26 protein-coding genes are annotated in these 26,537 nt (G+C 66.4%); 10 read left to right on the forward strand and 16 right to left on the reverse strand.

Annotated elements, in window-relative coordinates; translation table 11 throughout:
• The first annotated feature begins 62 nt into the window (after positions 1 to 62).
• The 7 genes from KVO92_RS09770 to KVO92_RS09800 all read left to right on the forward strand — a co-directional run bounded on the left by KVO92_RS09770 (position 63) and on the right by KVO92_RS09800 (position 8,765).
• Positions 63 to 1,826, forward strand: a complete 1,764-nt coding sequence (locus tag KVO92_RS09770; RefSeq protein WP_217475471.1) for a sensor histidine kinase — start codon at positions 63 to 65, stop codon at positions 1,824 to 1,826.
• A gap of 27 nt (positions 1,827 to 1,853) precedes the next feature.
• The gene (locus KVO92_RS09775; RefSeq protein WP_217475472.1) at positions 1,854 to 3,215 is read left to right on the forward strand and encodes a sigma-54-dependent transcriptional regulator; all 1,362 of its coding nucleotides are present in this window, start codon (positions 1,854 to 1,856) and stop codon (positions 3,213 to 3,215) included.
• A gap of 302 nt (positions 3,216 to 3,517) precedes the next feature.
• Positions 3,518 to 4,543, forward strand: a complete 1,026-nt coding sequence (locus KVO92_RS09780) for a LacI family DNA-binding transcriptional regulator (RefSeq protein ID WP_336512623.1) — start codon at positions 3,518 to 3,520, stop codon at positions 4,541 to 4,543.
• Between the two features lie 84 nt (positions 4,544 to 4,627).
• Positions 4,628 to 5,410 carry a sugar phosphate isomerase/epimerase family protein gene (locus KVO92_RS09785; RefSeq protein WP_217475473.1) on the forward strand — a complete coding sequence of 261 codons (783 nt, stop codon included), beginning with the start codon at positions 4,628 to 4,630 and terminating at the stop codon, positions 5,408 to 5,410.
• Positions 5,403 to 6,413: a sugar kinase gene (locus tag KVO92_RS09790; protein ID WP_217475474.1), complete on the forward strand. Its 1,011-nt coding sequence runs from the start codon at positions 5,403 to 5,405 to the stop codon at positions 6,411 to 6,413. The genes KVO92_RS09785 and KVO92_RS09790 overlap by 8 nt, the downstream gene beginning before the upstream one ends.
• Before the next feature lie 63 nt (positions 6,414 to 6,476).
• Positions 6,477 to 7,775, forward strand: a complete 1,299-nt coding sequence (locus tag KVO92_RS09795; protein WP_217475475.1) for an MFS transporter — start codon at positions 6,477 to 6,479, stop codon at positions 7,773 to 7,775.
• A 12-nt stretch (positions 7,776 to 7,787) separates the two neighbouring features.
• Positions 7,788 to 8,765 (forward strand): 2-hydroxyacid dehydrogenase, encoded by a 978-nt coding sequence (locus KVO92_RS09800; RefSeq protein WP_217475476.1) that lies wholly within the window; start codon positions 7,788 to 7,790, stop codon positions 8,763 to 8,765.
• A 66-nt stretch (positions 8,766 to 8,831) separates the two neighbouring features.
• On the opposite strand, the gene KVO92_RS09805 is transcribed toward KVO92_RS09800, so the two are convergent.
• From KVO92_RS09805 to KVO92_RS09820, 4 genes are all read right to left on the reverse strand, one after another.
• On the reverse strand, positions 8,832 to 10,097 hold the full coding sequence (locus KVO92_RS09805; RefSeq protein WP_217475477.1) for an RNA polymerase sigma factor: 1,266 nt from the start codon (positions 10,095 to 10,097) through the stop codon (positions 8,832 to 8,834).
• A 19-nt stretch (positions 10,098 to 10,116) separates the two neighbouring features.
• Positions 10,117 to 10,473 (reverse strand): YciI family protein, encoded by a 357-nt coding sequence (locus tag KVO92_RS09810; RefSeq protein WP_217475478.1) that lies wholly within the window; start codon positions 10,471 to 10,473, stop codon positions 10,117 to 10,119.
• Positions 10,474 to 10,568: 95 nt separating this feature from the next.
• A complete protein-coding gene (locus KVO92_RS09815) occupies positions 10,569 to 11,012 on the reverse strand; it encodes a YybH family protein (protein ID WP_217475479.1) in 444 nt (147 codons plus the stop codon).
• Between the two features lie 56 nt (positions 11,013 to 11,068).
• The gene (locus KVO92_RS09820; protein ID WP_217475480.1) at positions 11,069 to 11,425 is read right to left on the reverse strand and encodes a YciI family protein; all 357 of its coding nucleotides are present in this window, start codon (positions 11,423 to 11,425) and stop codon (positions 11,069 to 11,071) included.
• Between the two features lie 149 nt (positions 11,426 to 11,574).
• On the opposite strand from KVO92_RS09820, the gene KVO92_RS09825 reads away from it, so the two are divergent.
• Positions 11,575 to 12,771: a lactonase family protein gene (locus KVO92_RS09825; protein WP_217475481.1), complete on the forward strand. Its 1,197-nt coding sequence runs from the start codon at positions 11,575 to 11,577 to the stop codon at positions 12,769 to 12,771.
• Positions 12,772 to 12,781: 10 nt separating this feature from the next.
• On the opposite strand, the gene KVO92_RS09830 is transcribed toward KVO92_RS09825, so the two are convergent.
• From KVO92_RS09830 to flgB, 12 genes are all read right to left on the reverse strand, one after another.
• Positions 12,782 to 13,813, reverse strand: a complete 1,032-nt coding sequence (locus KVO92_RS09830; protein WP_217475482.1) for a hypothetical protein — start codon at positions 13,811 to 13,813, stop codon at positions 12,782 to 12,784.
• A gap of 14 nt (positions 13,814 to 13,827) precedes the next feature.
• Complete coding sequence (flgL, locus tag KVO92_RS09835; protein ID WP_217475483.1) at positions 13,828 to 14,742, reverse strand: flagellar hook-associated protein FlgL; 915 nt, start codon at positions 14,740 to 14,742, stop codon at positions 13,828 to 13,830.
• A gap of 37 nt (positions 14,743 to 14,779) precedes the next feature.
• Entirely contained in the window at positions 14,780 to 16,147 is a 1,368-nt protein-coding gene (gene flgK / locus KVO92_RS09840; protein ID WP_217475484.1) for a flagellar hook-associated protein FlgK, read from the reverse strand.
• The gene (locus KVO92_RS09845) at positions 16,144 to 17,175 is read right to left on the reverse strand and encodes a transglycosylase SLT domain-containing protein (RefSeq protein ID WP_217475485.1); all 1,032 of its coding nucleotides are present in this window, start codon (positions 17,173 to 17,175) and stop codon (positions 16,144 to 16,146) included. The genes flgK and KVO92_RS09845 overlap by 4 nt, the downstream gene beginning before the upstream one ends.
• A gap of 72 nt (positions 17,176 to 17,247) precedes the next feature.
• Complete coding sequence (locus KVO92_RS09850; RefSeq protein ID WP_217475486.1) at positions 17,248 to 18,357, reverse strand: flagellar basal body P-ring protein FlgI; 1,110 nt, start codon at positions 18,355 to 18,357, stop codon at positions 17,248 to 17,250.
• A 15-nt stretch (positions 18,358 to 18,372) separates the two neighbouring features.
• Complete coding sequence (flgH, locus tag KVO92_RS09855) at positions 18,373 to 19,035, reverse strand: flagellar basal body L-ring protein FlgH (RefSeq protein ID WP_217475487.1); 663 nt, start codon at positions 19,033 to 19,035, stop codon at positions 18,373 to 18,375.
• A gap of 8 nt (positions 19,036 to 19,043) precedes the next feature.
• Complete coding sequence (flgG, locus tag KVO92_RS09860; RefSeq protein ID WP_217475488.1) at positions 19,044 to 19,829, reverse strand: flagellar basal-body rod protein FlgG; 786 nt, start codon at positions 19,827 to 19,829, stop codon at positions 19,044 to 19,046.
• 14 nt (positions 19,830 to 19,843) lie between these two features.
• Positions 19,844 to 20,572, reverse strand: coding sequence for a flagellar basal-body rod protein FlgF (gene flgF / locus KVO92_RS09865; protein ID WP_217475489.1), 729 nt, complete (start codon positions 20,570 to 20,572; stop codon positions 19,844 to 19,846).
• A gap of 9 nt (positions 20,573 to 20,581) precedes the next feature.
• Positions 20,582 to 21,769, reverse strand: coding sequence for a flagellar hook protein FlgE (gene flgE / locus KVO92_RS09870; RefSeq protein WP_217475490.1), 1,188 nt, complete (start codon positions 21,767 to 21,769; stop codon positions 20,582 to 20,584).
• Between the two features lie 47 nt (positions 21,770 to 21,816).
• Positions 21,817 to 22,500, reverse strand: a complete 684-nt coding sequence (locus tag KVO92_RS09875; RefSeq protein WP_254621403.1) for a flagellar hook capping FlgD N-terminal domain-containing protein — start codon at positions 22,498 to 22,500, stop codon at positions 21,817 to 21,819.
• Positions 22,500 to 22,928, reverse strand: a complete 429-nt coding sequence (flgC, locus tag KVO92_RS09880) for a flagellar basal body rod protein FlgC (RefSeq protein WP_217475491.1) — start codon at positions 22,926 to 22,928, stop codon at positions 22,500 to 22,502. Before flgC ends, KVO92_RS09875 begins: the two co-directional genes overlap by 1 nt.
• A 3-nt stretch (positions 22,929 to 22,931) precedes the next feature.
• Positions 22,932 to 23,297, reverse strand: coding sequence for a flagellar basal body rod protein FlgB (flgB, locus tag KVO92_RS09885; protein ID WP_217475492.1), 366 nt, complete (start codon positions 23,295 to 23,297; stop codon positions 22,932 to 22,934).
• 279 nt (positions 23,298 to 23,576) lie between these two features.
• On the opposite strand from flgB, the gene flgA reads away from it, so the two are divergent.
• Positions 23,577 to 24,200, forward strand: a complete 624-nt coding sequence (flgA, locus tag KVO92_RS09890) for a flagellar basal body P-ring formation chaperone FlgA (RefSeq protein WP_336512624.1) — start codon at positions 23,577 to 23,579, stop codon at positions 24,198 to 24,200.
• Between the two features lie 1,181 nt (positions 24,201 to 25,381).
• Positions 25,382 to 26,263, forward strand: coding sequence for a lateral flagellin LafA (gene lafA, locus KVO92_RS09895; protein WP_217475493.1), 882 nt, complete (start codon positions 25,382 to 25,384; stop codon positions 26,261 to 26,263).
• Positions 26,264 to 26,537: the final 274 nt, after the last annotated feature.

Below are 26,537 nucleotides of genomic sequence, written 5' to 3' on the forward strand. Positions count from 1 at the left end.
TACAGGTTATGCGCGATAGGCAAGCCCTGCATTAACATGACGCCTCATCACGCGAGTCGAACATGCCTGTCCTGACCAGCCGCTACCGCGTCGCCTTCATCATCTCCCTGATCCTCGCCGGGCTGCTGCTCAGCATGTACGGCGCCGGTCGCATCGCCGAGCAGCGCGCCTGGGCCGAGCGCAGCCAGGAAGCGCGCGATCAGCTCGCGCTCTATGCCCAGGCGATCCATACCCAGGTCGAGCGCTTTCGCTCGGTGCCGGCGCTGCTGGCGCTGGACAGCGACATCCAGGCGCTGCTGAGCAACCCCGGCGACCAGGCCCTGCGCGACCTCTTGAACCAGCGTCTGGAGCAGCAGAACGAGGCGGCCGGCTCGTCGGTGCTGTATCTGCTCGACCGCCATGGCGAGACCCTCGCCGCGAGCAACTGGCGCGACTGGACCAGCTTCGTCGGCAACAATTACGCCTTCCGTCCGTACTTCCTCGATGCGCTTGCGAACGACTCGGGGCGCTACTTCGCCGTCGGCGTCACCACCGGCATTCCGGGCTATTTCCTTTCAAGTTCGGTGAAAAACAGCGCGGGCGAGGTGATCGGCGTGCTGGTCGTCAAACTCGAACTGGAGGAGATGCAACGCGAGTGGGTCGGGCAGTCGGGCATCCTGCTGATTGCCGATTCGCTGGATATCGTCATCCTCACCAACCGCCCCGCCTGGCGCTTCCGCTACCTGCGCCCGCTCAGCGATGAGGTGCGCGCCGAGCTGGTCGCCGCGCGCCGCTACGCCGAGCAGAACCTGCAACCTCTGCCGAACCACAGCCTGCAACGCATCGCCGCCGACAGCGAGCGGCGCCAGGTGGATGGCCCGGACGGGCGGCGCAACTACCTGTGGCAGCGGCTGCGGCTGCCCGAGGAGAAGTGGACGCTGCACCTGCTGCAGGAACCGCAGCTGATCGCCGCCAATGTGCGCAGCTATCGCCTGGCCGCCGCCGGCGTGTGGATGACCCTGGCGTTCCTGCTCCTCTACCTGGCCCAGCGGCGCAAGACCCGCCGCGTCGAACAGCGCAGCCGCAGCGAACTGGAGCACCTGGTCGAGGCGCGCACCCGCGAGTTGCGCACCGCCCAGGATGAGCTGGTGCATGCCGCCCGCATGGCTGCGCTGGGGCAGATGTCCGCCGCCCTCGCCCACGAGATCAACCAGCCGCTGACCGCCCTGCGCATGCAGCTGGCCAGCCAGCGGCTACTGCTCGACTGCGGCCGCACCGAGGCGGTGCGCGAAGGGATCGGCCAGGTCGAGAGCCTGCTCGAACGCATGGCCGCGCTGACCAGCCACCTGAAGACCTTCGCCCGCAAGAGCCCCGCCGGCCTGCGTCAACGCCTGAGCCTGAGCGAGGTGCTGGCGCAGGCGCTGGAGCTGCTCGGCCCGCGCATCCGCAGCGATGGGGTCGAGGTGGTGCATCAGGTGTCGGCCGACGTCTGGGTCAGCGGCGATGCGATCCGCCTGGAGCAGGTGCTGATCAACCTGCTGACCAACGCGCTCGACGCCATGCTGGGTTGTCCGGTGCGTCAGTTGCGCATCGACTGCCAGCGGCAGAGCAAGGGCTGGACGCTGAGCGTCGCCGACAGCGGCGGTGGCATCGCCAGCGAACACCTGGACCAGGTCTTCGAGCCCTTCTTCACCACCAAACCGGTCGGTCAGGGGCTGGGCCTGGGGCTGGCGGTGTCCTACGGCATCGTGCGCGACCTGGGCGGCAATCTGGAGGTGCACAACGATGCGCTCGGTGCGGTGTTCGTGCTGCATCTGCCGGCAGCCGAACAGGCCGCCGCCGAGTAGACTGGCGACACGCAAAAGGAGTGGGACATGAGCGGTCAGGTCATCTTCATCGACGACGAAGCGGCAATCCGTCAGGCCGTGCAGCAATGGCTGGAGCTGTCCGGCTTCAGCGTGCGCACCTGTGCCAGCGCGCAGCAGGCCCTGGGGCTGATCGATCGCGACTTCCAGGGCGTGCTGATCAGCGACGTGCGCATGCCCGATCTGGATGGCCTCGGGCTGCTGGAAAGGCTGGTGGCGCTGGATCCGGAGCTGCCAGTCATCATGGTCACCGGCCACGGCGACGTGCCCATGGCGGTGCAGGCGCTGCGCCAGGGTGCCTACGACTTCATCGAGAAGCCCTTCACCCCCGAGCGCCTGCTCGACAGCGTGCGCCGCGCCCAGGACAAGCGCCGGCTGGTCTGCGAGAACCGCCAGCTGCGCGAGCAGTTCACCCGCAAGGGCCGCATCGAATCCATGCTGCTCGGCGTCTCGCGCGGCATGGAACACCTCCGGCGGCAGGTGCTGGAGCTGGCCGGCACCAACGTCAACGTGCTGATCCGCGGCGATACCGGCAGCGGCAAGGAGCAGGTCGCGCGCTGCCTGCACGACTTCAGCCCGCGGGCGCGCCACCCCTTCGTGGCGCTGAACTGCGCGGCCATTCCGGAAACCATCTTCGAGAGCGAGCTGTTCGGCCATGAGAGCGGCGCCTTCACCGGCGCCCAGGGCAAGCGCATCGGCCGCATCGAGCACGCCCACGGCGGCACCCTGTTCCTGGACGAGATCGAAAGCATGCCGCTGGCCCAGCAGGTCAAGCTGCTGCGGGTGTTGCAGGAAAAGACTCTGGAGCGGCTCGGCTCGAACCGCAGCATCGAGGTCGACCTGCGGGTGATCAGTGCGGCCAAGCCGGACCTGCTCGACGAGGTGCGTGGTGGGCGCTTCCGCGAGGACCTGCTGTATCGCCTGAACGTCGCCGAACTGCACATCCCGCCGCTGCGCGAGCGCCGCGAGGATATCCCGCTGCTGTTCGAGCATTTCGCCAGCCAGGCCGCCCAGCGCCACGGCCGCGACCCGGTGCCGGCGAGCCCCGCCGAGCTGGCGCAGCTGCTCAGCCATGACTGGCCGGGCAACGTGCGCGAACTGATCAACGCCGCCGAGCGCCACGCGCTGGGCCTGACCCCGCCGCCGTCGGCCAGCGCCGGCATGCCGGCGCCGAGCCCGGCCACGTCGCTGGCCGAGCAGATGGAAGCCTTCGAAGCGCAATGCCTGCACAACGCCCTGCAACAGCACAAAGGCAACATCGCCGAAGTGATGAATCAGCTGCAGCTGCCGCGCCGCACCCTCAACGAAAAGATGCAGCGCCACGGCCTGAGCCGCAGCGACTACCTGCCCGCCGGTAGCGGCGAAAGCTGATCCCAGTCAGCACTGCCGCGACGCCATCACTGGCGATGATCAACCCGCACACTGCGGCTCGGAGATGACCCGCGGCGGGCAGTCAGCTCGAGACAACCCCCTTGCGACGGTCACGCGCGGCAAGACACCGAAATATCGCCCCGCCAGCTCTACCCCGGGATCTAGCGGACCTCGGCGGACTGTACGCCCTCGACCGTCGGTCGCCCGTCTTTCAGGAAGCGCTTGACGGCTGGGCGGCTTCTGGCGTTTCCTGAAACCGGTTTCAGAGCCAGACAATAAATTCAAAAAGCAGGTTTCAGCCCGTGAATTCTTTTTCCGCCGCCCAGCGCAGCCGCGTCACCATGCTCGATGTCGCCGAACGCGCCGGGGTCTCCAAGGCCAGCGTCTCACGCTTCATTGGCGAAGACCGCGCCCTGCTCTCCGATGCCATCGCCCAGCGCATCGAGCAGGCGATTGCCGAGCTGGGCTATCGCCCGAACCAGATGGCTCGTGGTCTCAAGCGCGGCCGCACTCGCCTGATCGGCATGCTGGTGGCCGATATCCGCAACCCCTATTCGATTGCCGTGATGCACGGCGTGGAAACCGCCTGCCGGCGCCACGGCTACAGCCTGGTGGTGTGCAACACCGATCGCGACGACGAGCAGGAACGCCAACACCTGGCGCTGCTGCGCGCCTACAACATCGAAGGCTTGATCGTGAACACTCTGGGCCACCACCGCGACGAGCTGCTGGAGCTGCGCCGGGAAATGCCCCTGGTCCTGGTCGATCGCAAAGTCGATCGGCTCGACAGCGATCTGGTCGGCCTGGACAACCCCGCCGCCGTCGACATGGCGCTCGATCATCTCCAGGCGCGCGGCTATCGCGACCTGCTGCTGGTCACCGAGCCGGTCGACGGCACCAGCTCGCGCATCGAGCGGGTCGAGCGTTTCCAGGCCGGCATCGAGCAGCGTCCGGCCCTGCGCGGCGCCGTGGCGGACACTCGCGAGGGCCTGGAAACTCGGATCGAAGCCTTCCTGGCCGGGCCGGACCATGGGCCCAAGGCGCTGTTCTGCGCCAACGGCGTTGCCGCGCTGGCGGCCACTCAGGTATTGCGCGAGCTGGGCTGCCAGCTGTTCGAGGACATCGGCCTGCTCGCCCTCGACGACCTTGACTGGTACCCGCTGGTGGGCAGCGGCATCAGCGCCCTGGCGCAACCCACCGCCGAGATCGGCGCCAGCGCGTTCGACTGCCTGCTCAAGCGGCTGCGCGGCGACAGCGGCCCGGCACGCACCCTGGATTTCTCGCCGCGATTGATCGAGCGCGGCTCCACCCGTGGCGCTGGACGCTAAGCCGCAAGGGCCTCGCGAATGAGGCCCTGAGCAAGGCGAAATTTTTTTACGCGAAACTGAAACCGGTTTCAGAGGAGCACAACAATGCATAAACCACCCGTCTCCATCAGCCTCTCCAGCTACGGCGCCGACCTGGTACGCGCGCGCGGCCAGGGCAGCTTCGTCGATCTGCTGGCCGCAGCCGGCGCGTCGCGAATCGAGTGGCGCGAAGAACTGCTGACCACCGAGCAGGCCGACGAACTGGCCGCAGGCGCGCGTGCCAAAGGGCTGTGCAGCATCTATTCGTCGCCGCTGGAGCTGTGGCTCGCCGATCGGCCGGCGCCCAATCCCGCCCTGCTGACTGCGCTGCGGCGCGCCGAGGCCTTCGGCTCGACCTGGCTGAAGGTGTCCCTCGGCCATTTCAGCGAGACCCGCGACATGTTGGCCCTCGCCGCTACGCTCGCTGGCAGCCCGGTGCAGTTGCTGGTGGAGAACGACCAGACCCCGCAAGGCGGGCGGATCGAGCCCTTGCAGCGCTTCTTCGCGGCGGTCGAACAACAGGGCCTGCCCATCGGCATGACCTTCGACATCGGCAACTGGCAGTGGCAGGAGCAGTCGGTACACCTCGCCGCGCGCCAGCTCGGTCGCTACGTGACCTATGTTCATTGCAAGGCGGTGACGCGCCGTGCCGATGGCAAGCTGGTCGCCATCCCACCCGCCATGGCCGACCTGCCGCTGTGGGAGTTGCTGCTCGAGCAGATGCCGGCCGGCGTGATGCGCGCCGCCGAGTACCCGCTGCAAGGCGATGACCTGCTGCAATTGACCACCGACCACGTCGCCGTCCTGTCCCGTCTTGGCCAGCCGCACCGGGAGGCCGCCCATGTCTGAGTTCGATGTCCTCTCCTTCGGCGAAACCATGGCGATGCTGGTGGCCGAACAGACCGGTGACCTGGCCAGCGTCGAGCGCTTTCACAAGCGCATCGCCGGCGCCGACAGCAACGTCGCCATCGGCCTGTCGCGGCTGGGCTTCAAGGTGGCCTGGCTGAGCCGGGTCGGTGCCGATTCCCTCGGCCGCTTCGTGGTGCAGACACTGGAGCGCGAAGGCCTGGATTGCCGTCACGTGGCGGTCGACCCGGCGCACCCAACCGGCTTCCAGTTCAAGTCGCGCAGCGACGATGGCAGCGACCCGCAGGTCGAGTATTTCCGCCGCGGCTCGGCGGCCAGCCACCTGTCGATCGACTCCATTGCGTCGGCGCTGCTCGAGGCCCGCCACCTGCATGCCACCGGCATCGTCCCGGCGCTGTCGCTGACGGCCCGCGAGATGGCCTTCGAGCTGATGACGCGCATGCGCGGGGCCGGTCGCAGCCTGTCCTTCGACCCCAACCTGCGGCCCAGCCTATGGGACAGCGAGTCGACCATGGTCCGCGAGATCAACCGCCTCGCCGCCCTCGCCCATTGGGTCCTGCCCGGGCTCGCCGAGGGCCGTGTGCTGACCGGCTTCGACGATCCAGCCGACATCGCCGCGTTTTACCTGGATCGGGGCGTCGAGGCGGTGGTCATCAAGCTCGGCGCAGAGGGCGCCTACTACCGCACGGCCGAGGCGCAGGGCTTCGTCGCCGCGGTGCCGAATGTTCAGGTGGTGGACACCGTCGGCGCCGGCGATGGCTTCGCTGTCGGCCTGATCAGCGCCCTATTGGAAGGCCACGGCCTCGACGACGCGGTGCAGCGCGCCAACTGGATCGGCAGCCGCGCGGTACAGAGCCGCGGCGACATGGAGGGCCTGCCGACCCGTGCCGAACTCTCGGCCGCCTTCGACGGCCTCGTTCGGGAACAGGCCCAGGTCCCGCTTGCTGCCGGCGCATCCGGCATCAGCCGCGCCATCGGGGCCTGACCGACATAACCACCCACCCACACACCTGTTGCACACAAAAACAACACGCTCAGGAGTCACGCCATGCAAACGCGAAATCTCGCCACCCGCCGCTGGTGGTACATCATGCCCATCGTCTTCATCACCTACAGCCTGGCCTACCTGGACAGGGCCAACTACGGCTTCGCCGCGGCCTCGGGCATGGCCGAAGACCTGATGATCACCCCCGGAATGTCGTCGCTGCTGGGCGCGCTGTTCTTTCTCGGCTACTTCTTCTTCCAGGTGCCGGGGGCGATCTACGCGCAGAAGCGCAGCGTGAAGAAACTCATTTTCGTCAGCCTGATCCTCTGGGGCTCGCTGGCGACCCTGACCGGCATGGTCTCCAGCGCCTACTGGCTGATCGTGATTCGCTTCATGCTCGGGGTGGTCGAGGCCGCCGTGATGCCGGCCATGCTGGTGTACCTCTGCCACTGGTTCACCCGCGCCGAACGCTCGCGCGCCAACACCTTCCTGATCCTCGGCAACCCGGTGACCATGCTGTGGATGTCGGTGGTTTCCGGTTATCTGGTGGAGCAATTCGACTGGCGCTGGATGTTCATCATCGAAGGCCTGCCGGCGGTGCTCTGGGCCTTTATCTGGTGGCGCCTGGCCGATGACCGCCCAGCCCAGGCCAAGTGGCTCAATGACCAGGAAAAACAGGACCTTGAAAGCGCACTGGCCGCCGAGCAGGTCGGCATCAAGGCGGTGAAGAACTATGCCGAGGCGTTCCGCTCGCCGAAGGTGATCATCCTCGCCCTGCAGTTCTTCTGCTGGAGCGTCGGCGTCTACGGCTTCGTGCTGTGGCTGCCCTCGATCCTCAAGGCCGGCCAGCAGATGGACATGGTCGAGGCCGGCTGGCTGTCGGCGCTGCCCTACCTGGCGGCGGTGATCGCCATGCTGCTGGTGTCCTGGGCGTCGGACAAGACCCAGAAGCGCAAGCGCTTCGTCTGGCCGCCGCTGCTGATCGCCTCCGTTGCGTTCTACGCGTCCTATCTGCTGGGTGCCGAGCACTTCTGGTGGTCCTACAGCCTGCTGGTGCTTGCCGGGGCCTGCATGTACGCCCCCTACGGCCCGTTCTTCGCCATCGTCCCGGAAATCCTGCCAGCGAACGTTGCCGGCGGCGCCATGGCGCTGATCAATAGCATGGGCGCCCTGGGTTCGTTCGGCGGCTCGTACCTGGTCGGCTACCTGAACGGCTCCACCGGCTCGCCCGCCATGTCCTTCCTGCTGATGAGCGGTGCGCTGCTGCTGTCGGTAGTGCTGACCCTGGCCCTCAAGCCCGGCGCCAGCGACCGCACCGCGCAGGCTACCGCGACGCCCCTTTCGGCCACCGCTCGTCCCTGATTCGAGGCCCTCATGAAAAAGCACGTCGTACTCTACAAATCGCTGTCCGCGCCGCTGATGGCGCGCCTGCAGGCCCAGGCCGAGGTCACCCTGATCGAACGCCTCGATGCGCAAGGGCTGGCGCAATTGCGCGATGCCCTGCCCAGCGCCCATGGCCTGCTGGGCGCGAGCCTCAGGCTGGATGCCACCTTGCTGGACCTGGCGCCGGACCTGCAGGCCGTGGCAAGCGTCTCGGTGGGGGTCGATAACTACGACATCGACTACCTGACCGAACGCCGGATCCTGCTCAGCAACACTCCGGACGTCCTGACCGAAACCACCGCCGACACCGGCTTCGCGCTGATCCTGGCGACCGCCCGACGGGTCGTGGAGCTGGCCAACATGGTCCGCGCCGGCCAATGGCAGCAGAACATCGGCCCCCGCCATTTCGGCAGCGATGTGCATGGCAAGACCCTGGGCATCATCGGCATGGGGCGCATCGGCGAAGCCCTCGCCCAGCGCGGGCACTTCGGCTTCGGCATGCCGGTGATCTACCACAGCCACTCGCCCAAGCCGGCGGCCGAGCAGCGCTTCGGCGCGGGCTATCGCAGCCTCGAGGCGCTGCTGCAGGAGGCGGACTTCATCTGCCTGACCCTGCCGCTGACGGCACAGACCCATGGCCTGATCGGTGCGTCGGCCTTCGCCCAGATGCGCCCCGAGAGCATCTTCATCAACATTTCCCGCGGCAAGGTGGTCGACGAGGCGGCGCTGATCGAGGCGCTGCGCAACGGCCAGATCCGCAGTGCCGGGCTGGACGTCTTCGAGCAGGAACCACTGCGCGCGGATTCGCCGCTGTTGCAGCTGGATAACGTGGTGGCGACCCCGCACATGGGGTCGGCCACCCACGAGACGCGGGAAGCGATGGCGCGCTGCGCGGTGGACAACCTGCTGGCGGCGCTGGCCGGCGAGCGCCCGGCGAACCTGGTGAACCCGGCGGCCTGGCGGGGCTGAACGCCTCTTTGGGCTCGACACGGGTGGGCGGCAGCGGCGCCCAGATGCCCACGCGGCGGAACGCGACTATGACGCGTCCGTCTCGTCCAGTTCATCCAGGCGCTGCTGCAGGAAGCGCCGCTCCGGCTCCAGCTGCGCCAGTGCCAGCGCGGTGCGGTAGGCGTCCCGCGCCTCCTCCAGGCGACCGAGGCGCCGGCAGAAGTCGGCGCGGGCCGAATGCAGCAGGTGGTAGTCGCGTAACTCGCCACGGGCCAGCAGGTCGTCGATCAGCGCCAGGCCGGTGTCCGGTCCCTCGCGCATGGCCACCGCCACCGCGCGGTTCAGTTCGATCACCGGCGAAGGGCTGACGCGCAGCAGCACGTCGTAAAGCCCGACGATCTGCGCCCAATCGGTCTGGGCGGCGCTGGGCGCCTCGGCGTGAACGGCGACGATCGCGGCCTGCAAGGTGTAAGGGCCGAAACGCCGCGAGGCCAGTGCGCGCTGCACCAGCGCCGAGCCTTCTTCGATCTGCGCGCGGTTCCACAGGCTGCGGTCCTGGTCATCGAGACGCACCAGCTCGCCCGCCGCGTCGGTGCGAGCGGCGCGGCGCGAGTCGTGCAGCAGCATCAGCGCGAGCAGGCCCATCAGCTCCGGATCCGGCAACAGTTCGAGCAACAGCCGGCCCAGCCGGATCGCCTCGGCGCTCAGGCCGGCGCGGGTCAGCTCGGCGCCGCTGGAGGCCGAATAGCCCTCGTTGAACACCAGGTAGATCACCCGCAACACGTTATCCAGGCGCGCCGGCAGTTCCTCACGCGATGGCACGCGATAGGGAATCGCGGCGTCACGGATTTTCTGCTTGGCGCGGACGATGCGCTGGGCGATGGTGCTGGGCGAGGCGAGAAAGGCGCGGGCGATCTCCTCGGTCTTCAGGTCGCAGACTTCGCGCAGGGTCAGCGCCACCTGGGCATCGCTCGGCAGCGCCGGGTGGCAGCAGGTGAAGACCAGTCGCAGGCGATCGTCCTCGAGCCCGTCGAGGTCCCAATCCGGCTCTTCGGCCGTGTCCAGCTGGTCGGCCAACAGGCTCAGCGAGGCGTTGAAGCGCGCCCGCCGGCGCAGGCCGTCGATGGCCTTGAAACGCCCAGCCGAGACCAGCCAGGCACGCGGGTTGGCCGGAATGCCGTCGGCCGGCCACTGCTGCAGCGCGGCGAAGAAGGCGTCGTGCAAGGCCTCCTCGGCGAGGTCGAAGTCACCGAGCAGGCGGATCAGGGTCGCCAGCACGCGCCGCGACTCGCTGCGGTAGATGGCCTCGACCGCCCGCTGGCTGGCCGCGTCGCCACCCGATGTAGGCGTCACGCCGAGCCGCTCCAGCGGCTCAACGATCAGGCAGCTGGCGCAGCGGGCGGACTTCGATACTGCCCAGCGCGGCCGGCGGAATCTTCGCCGCCAATTGCACCGCTTCGTCGAAGTCCGCCGCCTCCAGCAGGTAGAAGCCAGCCAGTTGCTCGCGGGTTTCGGCGAAAGGCCCATCGACCACCGAGACGGCGCCTTCGCGGACCCGCACGGTCTTGGCGGTGCGTACCGACTGCAGCGGCTCGCCGGCGACGAAATGCCCGCTCTCACGCAGGCGCTCGCCGTTGGCGATGCACTGATCGACCAGCGCAGCCCACTGCTCGTCGGTCATGGCATCCACGCGTTGTTCGTCGTAATAGACGAGGCAAAGGTATTTCATGCTGCTCTCCATCAAGCCATGCCGAGCGACAACCTTAGCAGCTGGCACGCGGTGCTGCGCCGCGCCGGAACGCGCCGGCGCAGACGCGGCGCCACTCAGGGTTCGAGGCCGAACGATACCTGCCCGCTGGCCATGTCGAACGGCATCGAGAAGTGCTCGTGCACCACCTTCCAATCGCCGTCCTGCAAGCGCCAGCAGCGGGTGCCACGCATCCAGGCCGTCTGCATCTCGCCTTTCTCGTTGGAGCCGCCGCAGTGGTTCAGCGAATAGCTGAACGCGAGGTCGCCGCTGGCAATGACCTCGACGTCACCGATCTCGAAGAAGCCCTCGCCCTGGCAGAAATCGAAGCAGCGCTGCCAGTGGGCGCGATAGGCCTCGACGCCCTTGAACTGCAATTCGCCGACGGCATCGTAGGCCACCACGTCGGGCGCGTACTGGGTCATGATGCGGTCGAGGTCCTTGACCGCCACGGCCTGCTGGAATTCGGCCATCCGTTCACGGATGCGGGCTTCGCCATTCTGTGCGTTCGTCGTATTCATGTGCATCTCCTCATGGAGTCTGAAAGGGATCGAGCGGGTACCACCACGGCCGGGGCTCAGGGCGGCGCACGCGGGTGCAGCGGCCGCACTTCGGCGTAGCCCAGCCGCACCGGCGGAATCCCCGAGGCCAGCAGGATGGCGTCATTCAGATCGTTCGCCTCGAACAGGTAGAAGGCCGCGGGTTGTTCGCAGCCGGCTACGACCGGCCCGTCGCGCAGCAGCAATCGGTCGCCCTGCATACGCAGGGTGGTGGCACTGAGGGTCGACTGCAGCGCTTCGCCGACGATCAGCCGGCCGCTGCGCTGCAGCGCCTCGCGATAGTCGTGCGATTCGGCCTCCAGCGCGGCGCGGGCCGCCAGCGAAAGGCCCGCCAGGGCGGTTTCATCGAGGTAAACCAGGCACAGATAACGCATTGCGGTCCCCTTGCCAGCGTGGTTCGTTACCCCCTAGTCGTACCGGCAAGAGTGAAATCGACAGCCTGAGGCATTGGCCGGCAAATTTTTTTTGCATCAGGGGCTCCAAAGCGAACCAGGACCATCCAAGCAGTGACCAGGAGCGAGCCATGCGCGGATCAACGACCCTCTCTTCCTTCATCCGTCTCGGCGTCGCCGCGGCATTTCTGACCTTCAGCCTCACCGGAGCGGCGGCACCCATGTATCAGTTACTCGTCGGCAGCTATACCAGCGAAGGGGACAGCGAAGGCATCTACCGGATGCAGTTCGACGCCGAACGCGGCCAGATCGAACCGCAACCGTTGCAGGTGGTGCGCACCCACAATCCGTCCTGGCTATTGCTGGATCTCAACCGCAACCGGCTCTACGCCGCCAATGAGAACGGGCCGGGCCATCCGGACCCGGTGGGACGGGTGAGCGCCTTCACGCTGGCGCCGAACAGCGGCAAGCTGTCGCCGCTGGCCCAGCAACTGACCCTCGGCGACGAGCCCACGCACCTGAGCCAGAGCCGCGACGGCCGCTACCTGTTCGTCTCCAACTACGGCTCCAGTGCCAACCCCGGCGGTAGCCTGGCCGTGATGCCGACGGCCAACGACGGCACCCTGATGCCGGTCACCCAGATCGCCGCGCACAAGGCCAGCGAAGTGCACCCGCAGCGCCAGCAGTCGGCTCACGTGCACTCGGCGGTGATGTCGCCGGACGGCAAGACGCTGTTCGTCAGTGACCTGGGGGCCGACAAGATCTTCGTTTACCGCTACGACCCGGCCAATGCCGAGCGCCCGCTGTCACCCGCCGACCCGGCCTTCATCAGCCTGCCGGAGGGCAGCGGCCCACGCCATCTGGTGTTCAGCCCGGACGGCCTGCAGGCGTACGCGACCCTGGAGCTGAGCGCCCAGGTGGCGCGCTTCGATCATGTCGATGGCAGCCTGGTGCAGCGTCAATTGGTGGACATGGCCCCTGCGGGCGAGGCGGCGAAGCACTCGCCAGGCGCGATTCACGTATCGCCCGACGGCCGCTTCCTCTATGCCAGCGACCGCGCCGAGACGAACCGCATCATGGTTTACGCGATCGAGGAGAACGCCAATCTGCGGGAGATCCAGGCGCGTGACAGCGAAGGCCGCGAACCGCGGGAGTTCGCCATCGACCCGAGCGGACGCTTCATGGTGATCGCCAACCAGAAGAGCGATGCGTTGGTGGTCGTGCAACGCGACCCCGACAGTGGGCAGCTGGGCGACATTCTGCAGACGCTGCCGATGAGCCGGCCCTCTGACCTGAAGTTCATCGACCGCGACCGCGGAGTGCGCTGAGCGGCGCAGGTCAGGACAGCAGGCTGACCACCGCGAAGCGGCTGATGGTCGCCTGGGCGACGACCGTCTGGGTGACCGCGGCGTAGCTCGATGGGCTGCGCTGCATCAGGTTGAATACCGAGCGGGAGAAATCCATGGCCCACTGCTTCTCGTCGGCATGCGCCTGGCGCGCGAGGAATTCGCGGATTTCCTGCTGGCGGTTGCTCAGCTGTTCGCGCAGCGTGGTGACCTTGTCGAGCCCGGCCACCACCGAATCGAGCAGACGGCGCAGCTCACGGAAGGAATCGAGCTGCAGTTCTTCGGGGAAGCTCAGCAGCTGGTCGTCCTCGCTCTGCACGCGAACGTACCGGCCCTTGTCGAACAGCTTGCCTTCGCCCTGTACCGCCAGCTGGCCCTTGAGTTTCTGCCAGTCGCCTTCGCGGGCGGAAAATTTCAGCGCACCGTTCTGGTCCAGCTCGGCGCGAATCCCGGCCTGACCCAGGCTGCCGTTGAAGCAGCGCAGGATCTGCTCGTCGGTCATCTCGTCGTCGAGCACCACGGCCACCGGTTCGGCCAGCTGACGGCCACCGCTGAACAGCAGCGTCTCGCGGCCCGACTGGCGAATCTTTTCCAGCGACTCCAGGCCCTGCAGGCTGAAACGGCTGCGTACCGGTTCGGTCAGGCGCAGCTTGAGCGTGGCGTCCAGCGAGTTGCCCGAGCGCTGGCTGCGCTCCTTGAGCAATTCGCCCACCTGCTGCACGGCCTGGCGGATGTGCTCTTCGCCATTGGGCTGTGGCGAGCTGATCTGGCGACTGAGGCTGAGCTTGAGCTGCGACAGGCGCGTCTGCAAATCGCCAAGGTAGCTGTCGGCCGACTGCATCGAGGACAGCTGCTGATTGAGCTGCAGGCTGAAGCTGGTGCTCTTGTTCGAAGCCGTCTCGGGGTTAGGGACTTCGGACGGCACACCGGCCCGCAGCGGCGCAGGCGCATCGCGCAGCAACGCCTCGCGGCGCTCCTGCGGGTTGATTGCGGAAACAGCGGGGAGCTGCTTGCCAATCTTCATTCACGCTACCTCGGTCAGAGCATGCCGAACAGCGACAGCCCATTGATCTTCAAATAGGTTTTCTGCGTCGCCTGCAGCGACAGCTGATAGTTGTTCAGGTCGATGCTGGCCGAGGCGTAGTCGAGTTGCGACAACTCGCCCTCGATTTTCTTGTTCACCAGCGAGACGTCCTCGTTGCTGCTCGACAGCAACGTCAGGGTGTTCTGCCGGCCGCCCAGCTCCGACACCGCACCGAGCAGGTTGCCGTGCGTCTTGTCGAGGCTGTTGAGCGTGGCGGTGATCGACGCCTGCACCGCGGGGTCGTTGGCGTTCAGCGCCGGGTCGGCGAGCATTTTCACCAACGCATTGAGGTCGTTGAGCATGCCGACGCCACCGCCGAAGACCTGCGCGGCGGTGACATTCTCCTCGACCAGTACGCCATTGGCGACTGCCGCCTGGCGGTATTGATCGTTGCCGGTCAGCTGGTAGCTCTGGGTGGCGGCATCGAAGGTGATGGACGGCCGGTCGCTGAGGGTGCCGGAGAACAGGTAACGGCCTTCCTCGTCGCGCACGTTGGCGAAGCTGAGAATGGTCCGTTCCAGGTTGCCCATCTCGTTGGCGATGGCGGCCAGGTCTTCGCTGGTGTTGCTGCCATTGGCGGCCCACAGGAGCAGGTCGCGCACGTTGAGCATGGTGTCGGACGCCGCCTTGAGGTTGGCTTCCTGCTTGGACAGGTTGCCCGCCACGTTGGCGATATTGGTGCGGTACTGGGTCAGGGTGGCTTCCTCGCGCTCGATACGCAGCACGCGCACGGCGGAGATCGGGTCATCCGAGGGCATCAGCATGCGCTCGCCGGTGGCCATCTGCTGCATCAGCTTGCCGAGCTTCTCGGAGCTGGTGTTCATCGAGCCGTGCATCATGGCGGTGATCTGGGCGTTGGAGATGCGCATGGTGTCTTTCTCGTCAGTCGAGCCGGCGTGCGCCGGTTCAGAACATTGCCAGTACGGCGTTGAACAGGTCGTTGCTGGTGCTGATGACCTTCATGTTGGCCTGGTAGGCCTGCTCGTAGGCCATGAGGTTGACCGCTTCCTCGTCCAGGTTGACCGCGCTGACGCTGTCGCGCTGGGCCTGAGCCTGTTCGGCCACCGTGGTCGCGGCGCGCAGATCCGCCTGGTTCTGCCGGCTGGCGCTGGCCACGCGACCGACCAGGCCGGCGTAGGCATCGTTGAGCGGTACGCTGTTGCCAGCGACCGTGACACCCGCCGACTTCAGATCGAGCATGGCCAACAGAGTCTTGTTGTTGCCCACCTCGCCAGCGGTGCCGGAAAACGCCAGCTCCGAGGCGCCCAGCGCGCTGACCGCCAGCATGCCGCTGGTGCTGCCGGCGTTGTAGCTGAACAGCGGCTGACCGGGATTGCCGTTCAGGTCGAAGCCACCGGCCAGGGCATCGTTGATCATCGTCGCCACGGCCGAGGCCATGTCGTGCAGATCCTGCTGGGCCGGGCGCAGCGCGCCGTACTCCATGTCGTAGAGGCCGCCGAGCGATCCGCCGATGCCCTGCTGGTCGAGCGGGAAGGTGGTCTTGGCGAAAACCAGCGTCATCTCCTGTTCACCGGCGAGGTTGGCATTGACCTTCAGCTGGCCAGCCGTTGCCCCGGCGACCAGCGGCTGACCGTTGGCCAGCGAGACGTTGAGGGTGCCGTCGGCGGCGTCCTGCACGCGGATGCCGGCGTACTGGCTGAGATCCTTGACCAGGTTCTCGCGGTAATCGCGTAGGGTGGCGGTGTCGCGGCCCGAGGACTCCATTTCGCGAATCTGCGCGTTCAGCTCGGCGATGTTGCCGGATAGCCCGTTGATTTCGCTGACCATCGCCACACGCTGGCCCTGCAGGGCATTGAGCTGGGTGCCGATGTTGCTGTTCAGGCCATTGAAGCGCTGCGCCAACTGCTTGGCTTCGCCGATGATCTGCTGGCGCAGGGCGATGGACTCGGGGGTGGAGCTGGCTTCGCTGAGCGCGGCGAAGAAGTTGTCCAGGCCGACGCTGACGCTCGAGCCTTCGCTGTCGATCAGGCCTTCCAGCGCGGTCAGGTACTGCTGGCTGGTATTGAAGTAGTTCTGGTCGGTGCTGGCGCGCCAGAGTTGCTGATTCTGGAAGTCGTTGGACAGCCGCCGGATGCTGCCGACCTGAACCCCGCCACCGATGCTGACCGCCGTCTGCCCGCCCAGCGACTGCAGCTCTGGCCGCAGGCGGCTGAAGCCGGGCGTGTTGACGTTGGCGATGTTCTGCCCGGTCGCCGAAAGGGCGATCTGCGAGGCGCGAACGCCGCTGTAGCCGATTTGACCCAAAATACTCACGACACGACTTCCTTCGACTCGATCCGGATCGGTTGCGCGAACGCCACCGAGAGATGGGCACCGGCAACAACGCTGCGCCCTGAGGAAAGAGCGACCGGATCATTGGCGGAATTAAGCGGTGACGGCACAACCGCCGGAACGGCCTGCAGCTGCGCCCGTGGCTCGGCCTGCCGCGGTGCGGCGGCGCGCAGATCGTCGAGAATCTTGCGGGTGTAGTCGCGGGTCTCGGCGTAGGGGATCTTTTGCACCCAGGCGCCGGTGCCGATCTCGCCCTTGCGCGGATCGCCATGGCTCTTCAGCCATTCGTCCACCCGCCCGGGACCGGCGTTGTACGCGGCCAGCGCCAACGCCTCGTGACCGTCGTAACGGTCGAGCATCTTGTTCAGGTAGGCGCTGCCGAGACGCTTGTTGTAATCGGCATCGGTGGTCAGCCGCGCTTCGCTGAACGGCAAACCGAGTTCGGCGGCCATGTCCCGCGCGGTGCCCGGCATCAGTTGCATCAGGCCGCGTGCGCCTTTTGGCGAGACGGCGGCGATGTTGCCACTCGATTCATGCCTGATCACGCTGTCGACCAGCGACTTGAAACCGGCCTTGCCGCTTTCCCAGGCGCTGTCCAGCGCCTCGACACCGCGCTGCCAGGTGCCGCGCAGCGCATGCAGGCCACCGCTTTGCAAACCGCTGCCCACATGACCGGCCAGCGCCGTCGGCGCCGGCGCCGGCGCGCCAGCGGCTTCACCGCCGAGCTGCTGCACCAGCATGTCGGCGATCCCCGTCTGGCGCTTGCCGGCCAGGGTGTCGGCGAGCACCTCGTCGTAGAAGTCGCGCATGGTGTCCAGCTCGCGGCTGCGCATCGGATTGCCGGCACCCAGGACATCGCCGGCCTTGCGCATCTGCTTGAGGATCTGCTGCAGGAACATCGCCTCGAACTGCTCGGCGACGACTTCCAGCTGCTGGCGCCGCGCCGCGGTCGGACCATCGGCGCGATTGCGCAGGGAAGCGAGGTGTTGCGGGAGGGATACGATGCTCATGGTCGGCTTGAAACCTGTCTTCAATCGGCTGCGTGGCCGGCCTGCCCAACGGGCGGGCCGGATACGGCGGTCTTACATCACGATCAGTTCGGCGTTCAGCGCGCCGGCGCGCTCCAGCGCCTGGAGGATGCTCATGACGTCATCCGGCGTGGCGCCGAGGCTGTTGATGGTGCTGATGATGCTTTCCAGGCTGGCGCCCTCAGGCCACTTGAACATCGCCTTGCGGTCCTGCTCGATGGCGACGTCCGACTGCGGCGTGACCACGGTCTGGCCGCCAGACAAGGGGTTCGGCTGGCTGACCTGCGGGTTTTCGCTGATGGTCACGGTCAGGCTGCCATGCGCCACCGCGGCGGCCTTGACCCGCACGCCCTCGCCCACCACGACGGTGCCGGTGCGGCTGTTGAACACCACCTTCGGCCGGGTGCGTCCTTCTTGCACGTCCAGGCGTTCGAGCATGGCCATGAAGCTCATGCGCTGGGTGCTGGTGAGCGGTGCGCGAATCGACACCTTGGTGGCGTTGAGCGCGGTGGCGGTGCCCTTGCCGAAGTAGGCGTCCACCGCATCGACCACGCGGCTCACGGTCTGGAAGCTTGGCTGGCGCACATTGAGCATGACGTCCGGACGCTCGGTGAAGTCGCTGGGGATCATCCGCTCGACCGTCGCGCCATTGGGAATCAGCCCGCTGTTGGAGGTGTTGATGGCCACCTTGGAGCCGCTCGCACCTTCGGCGTTGACGCCGCCGACGATCACCGCGCCCTGGGCTAGGGCGTAGATTTCGCCGTCGACGCCTTGCAGCGGGGTCATCAACAGCTGGCCGCCACGCAGGCTCTTGGCGTCGCCCAGCGAGGAGACGGTGACGTCGACGGTCTGGCCAGCGCTGTAGGACGGCGGCACGGTGGCGGTGATGGTGACCGCGGCGACGTTCTTCAGCTTGGGGTCGACGTTCGGCGGCAGGTTCACGCCGAACTGCTTGATCATGTTCGCCACCGACTGGCTGGTGAACTTGACCTGGTTCTTGTCGCCAGTGCCGTCGAGGCCGACCACCAGGCCGTAGCCGATCAGCTGGTTGCCGCGGATGCCTTCGATGTCGACGAGGTCCATCAGCGGCACGGCCTGCGCCGGCAACTGCCAGAGCGCGGCGGCGGCGAGCAACAGCTTGAGGGATCGCAGCGGGCTAATCATTGCTAGGGCCATCACTTAAAGAGGGAACAGCGGCGAGGCGAAGAAACGCGTCAGCCAGCCAGCCGAGTTGCTGTCGTTGAGCACGCCACGGCCGGCATAGGAAATCTTGGCGTTGGCCACGCTCTGCGAGGACACCTGGTTGTAGCGGTTGATGTCGTCGATACGCACCAGGCCGGTCAGGCGGATGAATTCGTCGCCCTGGTTCAGGCGCAGGGCCTTTTCGCCCTTGATCTGCAGGGTGCCGTTGGGCAGCACGCGGTGCACGCTGACGGCGATGGAGCCGCGCAGGGTGTTCTGCTGCGAACTCTTGGCCGAGCCGCTGAACTCACGCTCGGCGCCGGCGTTGGTTTCGACGTTCGGATAGGCCTTGCCGAGAATGGTCGGCACGCCGATGCCAACGCTCGACTCCTTGCCGAAGCTGGTGCCGGCGCTCTTGCTCGACTGGGTGGATTCGTCCAGCACCACGGTGAGGATGTCGCCCACCCGCACGGCGCGCCGGTCGCTGATCAGCGAGCCGCTGTAGCCGGAGCGGAACAGGCCGCCGCCGGTGGTCGGCGGCAGGCTGTAGTCCAGCTCCAGCGGCTCGTACTCGGTCGAAGGCGCATCGGGGCGCAGTTCGTTGAAGCTGGCGCAACCGCCGAGCAGGGCCAGCGCGACGAACAGTAGAGGCGTACGCATCACGGGTCTCAGACGGTCTGGTTGAGGAACTGCTGCATGCCGCTGGCGGCATCGAGCACCTTGGCGTTGGCCTCGTAGGCGCGCTGGATGGCGATCATCGCCACCATGGCCTCGACCACCTGCACGTTGGAGCCCTCCAGCACGCCCTGCTTGAGCTGGCCGAGGCCTTCCTCGCCCGGCACGCCTTCGACGGCTTCGCCGCTGGCGACGCTCTCGCGATAGAGATTGCCACCCAGGGCTTCCAGGCCACCGGGGTTGGTGAAGTTGACCAGGGTGATCTGGCCCAGCTCGGACGGCAGGGTGTCGCCGGGCAGCACCGCGGTGACGATGCCGTCGGCGCCCACGGTGAAGCCGGTCGCGCCCTGCGGCACTTCGATGGCCGGGGTCAGCGGCAGGCCCTGGGCATTGACCATCACGCCTTCGGCGTTGAGCTGGAACTGACCGTTCTCGGTGTAGAGGATGTCGCCGTTGGGCGCCTCGACCTGGAAGAAGCCACGGCCGACGATCGCCAGGTCCATCGGCTGGCCGGTGGTCTGGATGCTGCCTTCGGTGAAGACCTTCTGGGTGCCGGCCACGCGCACACCGCTGCCCAGCTGGATGCCCGACGGCACGGTGTTGATCTCGTCGGCCTGAGCGCCCGGCTGTTTCTCGATGCTGTAGAACAGGTCCTCGAAGACCGCGCGGTCGCTCTTGAAGCCGTTGGTGTTGACGTTGGCCAGGTTGTTGGCGACGGTCGCCATCGCGGTGTCCTGGGCGGCCAGGCCGGTCTTGCTGACCCAAAGTGCGGAATTCATGCGTTATCTCCCGATCAGCTGCCGCGGATCATTCGGTTGCCGGCGTCGGAGAGGTCCTCGGCGGCTTTCATCATCTTTACCTGGGTCTCGAACAGGCGGTTGAGGCTCATGGTCGAGGCCAGCTCGTCGATCGCCGAGACGTTGCTCGACTCGAGGAAACCACTGGCCAGGCGCACGTTTTCGCTGGGCGCGGCGGGCTCGCCGTTGCGCGTGACCAGCAGCCCTGCTTCGTTCTTCATCAGATCGGCCGCGGCGACGTCGACCAGGCGGATGCGGTCGACTTCGGCCATCAGGTAGTCGCCGGGCGCCATGACCGAGACGGTGCCGTCGTTGCCGATCTCGACGCGGTCGTGCTCGGGCAGCTCGATCGGACCGCCCTCGCCCATCACGGCGCGGCCGTTGAGGGTCAGGCGACCCTCGGCGTCGATCTGCAGGCTGCCCTGGCGCGTGTAGGCCTCGCCTTCGCCGTCCTGCAGGACGATCAGGCCGGTGCCCTTGACCGCGAAATCCAGATCGCGGCCGGTGGCGACCATCGGACCGGCCGCCAGGCTGACGCCGTTGTTCTCGACCACCGCCATGTGCCGGCTGTCATAGCCGTAGCCTTCGACGGCAACGGCCTGGGCGCGCTCGAGATCGGCGCGAAAGCCCGGCGTGTTGGCATTGGCCAGGTTGTTGGAGCGCACCTGCAGCGACATCATCGTGCGGCTGGCGGCGGTCATCGCCGTGTATCCCAAACGATCCATGGATCAGCCTCAGAGCGCGCTAAACAGAACCTGGGTCAGTTCCTTGTTGGTGGAAATGACCTGGGTATTGGCTTGGTAGTTACGCTGGCCTTCCATCAGGCCCACCAGCTGCTGGGTGAGGTCGACGTTGGAGCTTTCCAGCGCGCCGCTGGCCAGGCTGCCGTACTGGCCGACGCCCGGCGCACCGAGCATGGCCGCGCCGGAGGCGGCGGTTTCGGTCCAGGCGGTGCCGCTGATGTTCTTCAGGCCCTCGGCGTTGACGAAGCTGGCCAGCACCACCTGGCCCTGGAGCAGGCGCTCGCCGTTGGAATAGCTGGCGTAGACCTTGCCGTCCTTCTCGACGCTCATGCCGGTCTGCTCGCCGGCCGAATAGCCGGTGGCGCGGTTGCTGGTCACGCTGAATTCGGAGCCGTACTGGCTGGTGCCGCTGTAGTCGAGCTGGATGGCCAGCGGATCGACGCCACCGGTCAACGTCGCGTTCAGCGCCACCTTGCCGATGGGCGCGGCCAGCGTGCCGGCGCCGTCGAAGGTCAGCGCCTGCGGGCCGGCGATGGCGGTACCGTCGACGTAGTAGTGGGCGTTCCAGCTGTTGTCGGCGGTCTTGGCGAAGTACTGGGTCAGGGTGTGTTCCTTGCCCTGGGAGTCGTACAGCTTGGTGGTGTAGGTGGAGTTGTAGCTGTCGGCCACCTGCGGATCGAAGGCCACGGCCGGCACGTTCTGGTTCGCGTCGAGGTTGGCGACGAAGCTCAGCGCATCGGTGGCCTTGGCCGGCAGTCCGCCGGACTTGAGCTGCAGGTCGCTGACGGTGCCGGTCTGCAGATTGCCGGTGGCGTCGGCCGGGTAGCCCTGCAGGCGCTGGCCGAGGCTGTTGGTCAGGTAGCTGTCCTTGTCGGTGCCGAACACGCCGGCGCGGGTATAGCTCACATCACCATTGCTGGCGCGGGTGACGAAGAAGCCGCCGCCGGAAATGGCCAAATCGAGGCTGCGGTTGGTCGTGGTCAGGGCGCCACCCTGGCTGATGCTCTGGCTGGTGCCGGTGACTTCCACACCCATCGCCTGGCTCTCGGCGTAGAGGCTGCCGAAGTTGGCGCGCGAGGACTTGAAGCCCACGGTGCCGGCGTTGGCGATGTTGTTGCCGATGGTGTTGAGTTGTTCGTTGACGGCGGACAGGCCGGTCAGGGCGATGTTGAAGCTCATGGGCTGATCTCGATACGTAAGTGGGAATGACTGGCGAGCCCTGGGGCTCAGCCGCCGAGCAGCCCGGCGTCGGCCTGGGCGAATTCGAGGATGTTGTAGAAGGGCACCGAACCGACGCCCTTGACCTGCAGCACCGGGCCTTCGGCGCTGACGCGCACGTTGGCTACCTGGCCGGCCACTTCCACCTGGGGAAATTCGCCGTTTTCCGACTCGATGCTGACGCTGTATTGGCCGTCGCGCAGGCCGTGCTTGGCCGGATCGATGACGAAAGGCACCTTGCCGGCGGACTGCGCGCCCAGCTCGATGCGGGTCTGGGTGCCGTTGGAATCGGTCAGGACGACGGCCGTACGGGCCGAGGCATGGCTGAGGTCGAAGCCGCCGCTGACGGCCTGACCGCTGAGCGCCAGCGACTCGACCGCGACACTGACCTGCTGGCCGACCAGGCCGGCGGCCGTCAGGGTCTGCAGGTTGTCGGTCAGCACCAGGTTGTTCTTCGCCACGGTGGCGAGGTTCTCCATGCTCTTGACCTGGGACATGGCCGAGAACTGGTTGAGAAATTCGGTGCTGTCGACCGGCTTGGTCGGGTCCTGGTACTTGATCTGCGCGACCATCAGGCTGATGAAGTTGTTTTCCATCTGCGTGGCATCGCTGATGTTCACCGCCTGCTTGGGCAAGTCGCTGGCATGGCTGTTGGACAGGCCGCTGCCCTGCAGGTTATTGCTCACCGCCATCAGGATTCTCCCAGCCGCAACAGGCTCTGCTGCATGCTCTTGACGCGGTTGAGCACCTCGACGCCGGTCTCGAAGCTGCGGGTGGCCGACATCATGTCGGTCATCTCTTCGATCTCGTTGATGTCGGGGTAATAGACGTAGCCATCGCCATCGGCCAGCGGATTGCCCGGCTCGTAACGGCGCTTGGGCTCGGCACCGGAGGTGACCACATCGAGCACCTGCACATGGGCACCGCCGAGGCCGACGCCGCGGGTCAGCGAGTTGTTCTCGTAGACGGCGGCGAACATCGGCTTGCGCGCCTGGTAGACGTCGGCCGGGTTGTTGGCCGCCGAGTCGGTATTGGCCAGGTTGCTCGCCACGGTGTTCAGACGCACGGTCTGGGCGTTCATGGACGAACCGGCGATGCGGTAGATGGAATCGAATGACATGGCTTAACGGCCCTCGATGGCTTGCTTCAAGCCACGAAATTTCATCGTGATGAAGGTCAGGCTGGTCTGGAAATCCATGGAGTTGCGCGAGAACTGCGCCTGCTCGGTCGACAGCTCGACGGTGTTGCCGTCCTGCGAGGGCTGGTCCGGGACGCGGTACAGCAGACGCGGATCGGTACCGGCGAGGCTGGCGCGCGGCGAGGCGCTGCTGTCGAGCCGCTGCATTTCCTTGCTGAAATCGATGTCCCGCGCCTGGAAGCCCGGGGTGTCTTCGTTGGCCAGGTTTGCCGCGAGAATTTCGCTGCGCTGCATGCGCAAGCCGAGGGCGCGTTCGTGAACGCCCAGCGCTTCATCAATCCGTATACTCATTTGCCGATACCCTTTGCAGCCTGTGCAGGCTGAACCCAGCCCACCGCTTTCACGCTGTTTTGCAGAAAGCGTGCCGAACCTACAAATACGGGTAATCCATTGATTTACATAGCGAAAAACGCAGACAAGCGAGCGCACAGCACGCGCTTTTTTCCGCTTGGCTTATGCCGCGCAGGCGGAAGCGGAAAAGCGCCTTCCGCCTGGTCGATCGTCGCCCTTGCGCTGCTCGGCGTCGTGCCGCCGGCTCACGCGGACGCGACAGCGCAGGTCCAGCAGGCCGTGGAGAATCACCTGCGGCTGATGCTTGAACAGCAGGCCGCGCGTCAGGGCTGGCAAGGCATGCAACTGCGCTACGAAATCAATGTGCCGGCCAGCGCAGCCCAGCTGCCGCGCTGCGCCGAACCGCTCCAGGTGCGGGCGACAGGCGAGGCGCCATCCGCCATGGAGCGACAGACCCTGCAGATCCGCTGCGCCGATACCCCCGGCTGGTCAACCAACGCCACGGGCCAGGCACATGTCTTCCTGCCGGCGGTTCATGCCGAGGGCATCATCGACCGCGGCCAGACCCTGACGGCGGGCGCCCTCAAGCTGCAACGGATCAATGTCGCCAAGGCCCGGCGTGGCTACTACAACCGCATCGACGAGGTGGTCGGCCTCGCGGCCAAACGCCGCATTCGCGCCGGACAGACCATCACCCCGGCGCTGCTCGAACAAGCCATGGCGGTCAAACGCGGCCAGCCGGTAAAAATCGTCGCCAACCACGACGGCATCGAGGCCTCCACCTCCGGCGAAGCCCTGGCCGACGGCCAACCCGGCGACGTGATCCGCGTACGCAATACCGGTAGCGGCAAGGTGATCGATGCGAAGGTGATCGAAGGCGGCGTGGTGACCAGCACCTTCTGATCGGCGCCACGCCCAGGTCCCTCTGTAGGAGCAAGCTCCGCTTGCGACCCGCCGCCAAGCGGAAGTCCCCGGTCGCGGCCAGAGGCCACTCCTACAAGAGCAGCCCGCTCGATTGTGCCGAGAGGCGCAAAGCCGGCGCGGTGCCCCGTACACCCGCGCACGCCAAGCCTTCCCTGTAGGAGCAAGCTCTGCTTGCGACCCGCCGCCGCGCGGAAGCCCCCGGTCGCGGCCAGAGGCCACTCCTACAAGAGCAGCCCGCCGGACCGCACCCAACAGACTTGAAGCCAACAAGGTGCCGCGTCACGCCCAAGCCCCCTGTAGGAGCAAGCTCTGCTTGCGACCCGCCGCCGCGCGGAAGCCCCCGGTCGCGGCCAGAGGCCACTCCTACAAGAGCAGTTCGCTCGATCGCGCCGAGAGGCTCAACGCCGGCGCGGTGCCCGGACACGCCGAAGCCTCCTGTAGGAGCAAGCTCTGCTTGCGACCCGCCGCCGCGCGGAAGCCCCCGGTCGCGGCCAGAGGCCTCTCCTACAAAAGCAGTTCGCTCGACCGCGCCGAGAGGCCCAACGCCGGCGCGGTGCCCGGACACGCCGAAGCCCCCTGTAGGAGCAAGCTCTGCTTGCGACCCGCCGCCGCGCGGAAGCCCCCGGTCGCGGCCAGAGGCCACTCCTACAAGAGCAGTTCGCTCGATCGCGCCGAGAGGCTCAACGCCGGCGCGGTGCCCCGTACACCCGCGCACGCCAAGCCTTCCCTGTAGGAGCAAGCTCTGCTTGCGACCCGCCGCCGCGCGGAAGCCCCGATCGCGGCCAGAGGCCACTCCTACAAGAGCAGTTCGCTCGATCGCGCCGAGAGGCTCAACGCCGGCGCGGTGCCCCGTACACCCGCGCACGCCAAGCCTTCCCTGTAGGAGCAAGCTCTGCTTGCGACTCGCCGCCGCGCGGAGGTTTCGTTCGCAAGCAGAGCTTGCTCCTACAAAAGCGGCCGCGGTGCAGCCATCTGCGGGATCAGAAAACAGCCACCTGAACCACGCGAACAACGTCGAGCAAACGAATTAAGCCGTCCAGGCAACTCGGCTAAAAAAAATTGGCGTCAGGATTTAATCCCCCGTGCGGTACTGTCGCCTTACCTTTTCAGCAGGCAGTCAAGCCAGCTCCTAACAGCCCAATGCACGAAGGATGATCACCATGGCCCTGTCCATTCACACTAACTACTCTGCCCTGACCACCAATACCGCGCTGAACAAGTCGAACAACGCCCTGGCGACCAACCAGCAGCGTCTGGGCACTGGCCTGCGCATCAACTCCGCCGCCGACGACGCCGCCGGTCTGCAGATCGCCACCCGCTTGAACGCTCAGAGCCGTGGTATGGGCGTTGCCATGCGCAACACTGGCGATGCCACCTCCATGCTGCAAACCGCCGAGGGTGCGTTCAGCGAACTGACCGATATCGTTCAGCGCATGAAGGACCTGTCGACCCAAGCCGCGAACGACACCAACAGCGCTGACGACCGCAAGTCGCTGTCCGCCGAATTCAACGAGCTGGGCAAAGAGCTGACCAACATCGTGAGCAACACCAAATATGCAGGCGAAGCCCTGTTCGGTGTAGATGGCGCGTCGGGTAAGTTCGGTACCGCGGGCGGTATCAAGTTCCAGATCGGCTCCAGTGCCGCTGAGACCATGACACTGGACGCGACGACCCAGCTGAAAGCCGTCACCGACGCGCTTGGCGCCCTGAGTGCCCAGTTCAACGCTACGCCTGCCGCCGACACCAAGCTGGAAACACAGGCCACCGCAAACGGCGCGATCACGCTCGCGAGCACTGCGCTGGACAAGATCGGCAGCATGCGCGCCACGCTCGGCTCGAACATCAACCGTCTGAACCACGTCAACAACAACCTGGCGAACATGAAGGACAACACCGAGATGGCCAAGGGCCGGATCATGGACGCCGACTTCGCCGTCGAAAGCGCCAACATGAGCAAGAACTCGATGCTCATGCAGTCGGGCATCTCCATGCTCAAGCAAGCCGGCCAGATGCCAGGCATGGTCATGGGTCTGCTGGGCTGATCGCCCAACCCAAGCCAAACGAAACCCCGGCCTAGCCGGGGTTTTTTATTTCCGATCAACGGACATTGGTATTAATTCGCACATCGCTAGACTATCGCGCGGCGAACTGGCCCGTTCGCTACCTTTTCGCGACTGATGACAGCCTCTGCCGCCCGCACCATCCTGCCTCCGTTCAGCAGATTCTTGCGCTGGACCGCTTGCCATAACAAATAACTGACGCCAAGATGCCGCCACTTTGTTTTGCCAAGGTAATCACACCGGCGAAACCTTTTTT

The organism is Stutzerimonas stutzeri, assembly GCF_019090095.1.
Classification (GTDB): Bacteria; Pseudomonadota; Gammaproteobacteria; order Pseudomonadales; family Pseudomonadaceae; genus Stutzerimonas; species Stutzerimonas stutzeri_AN.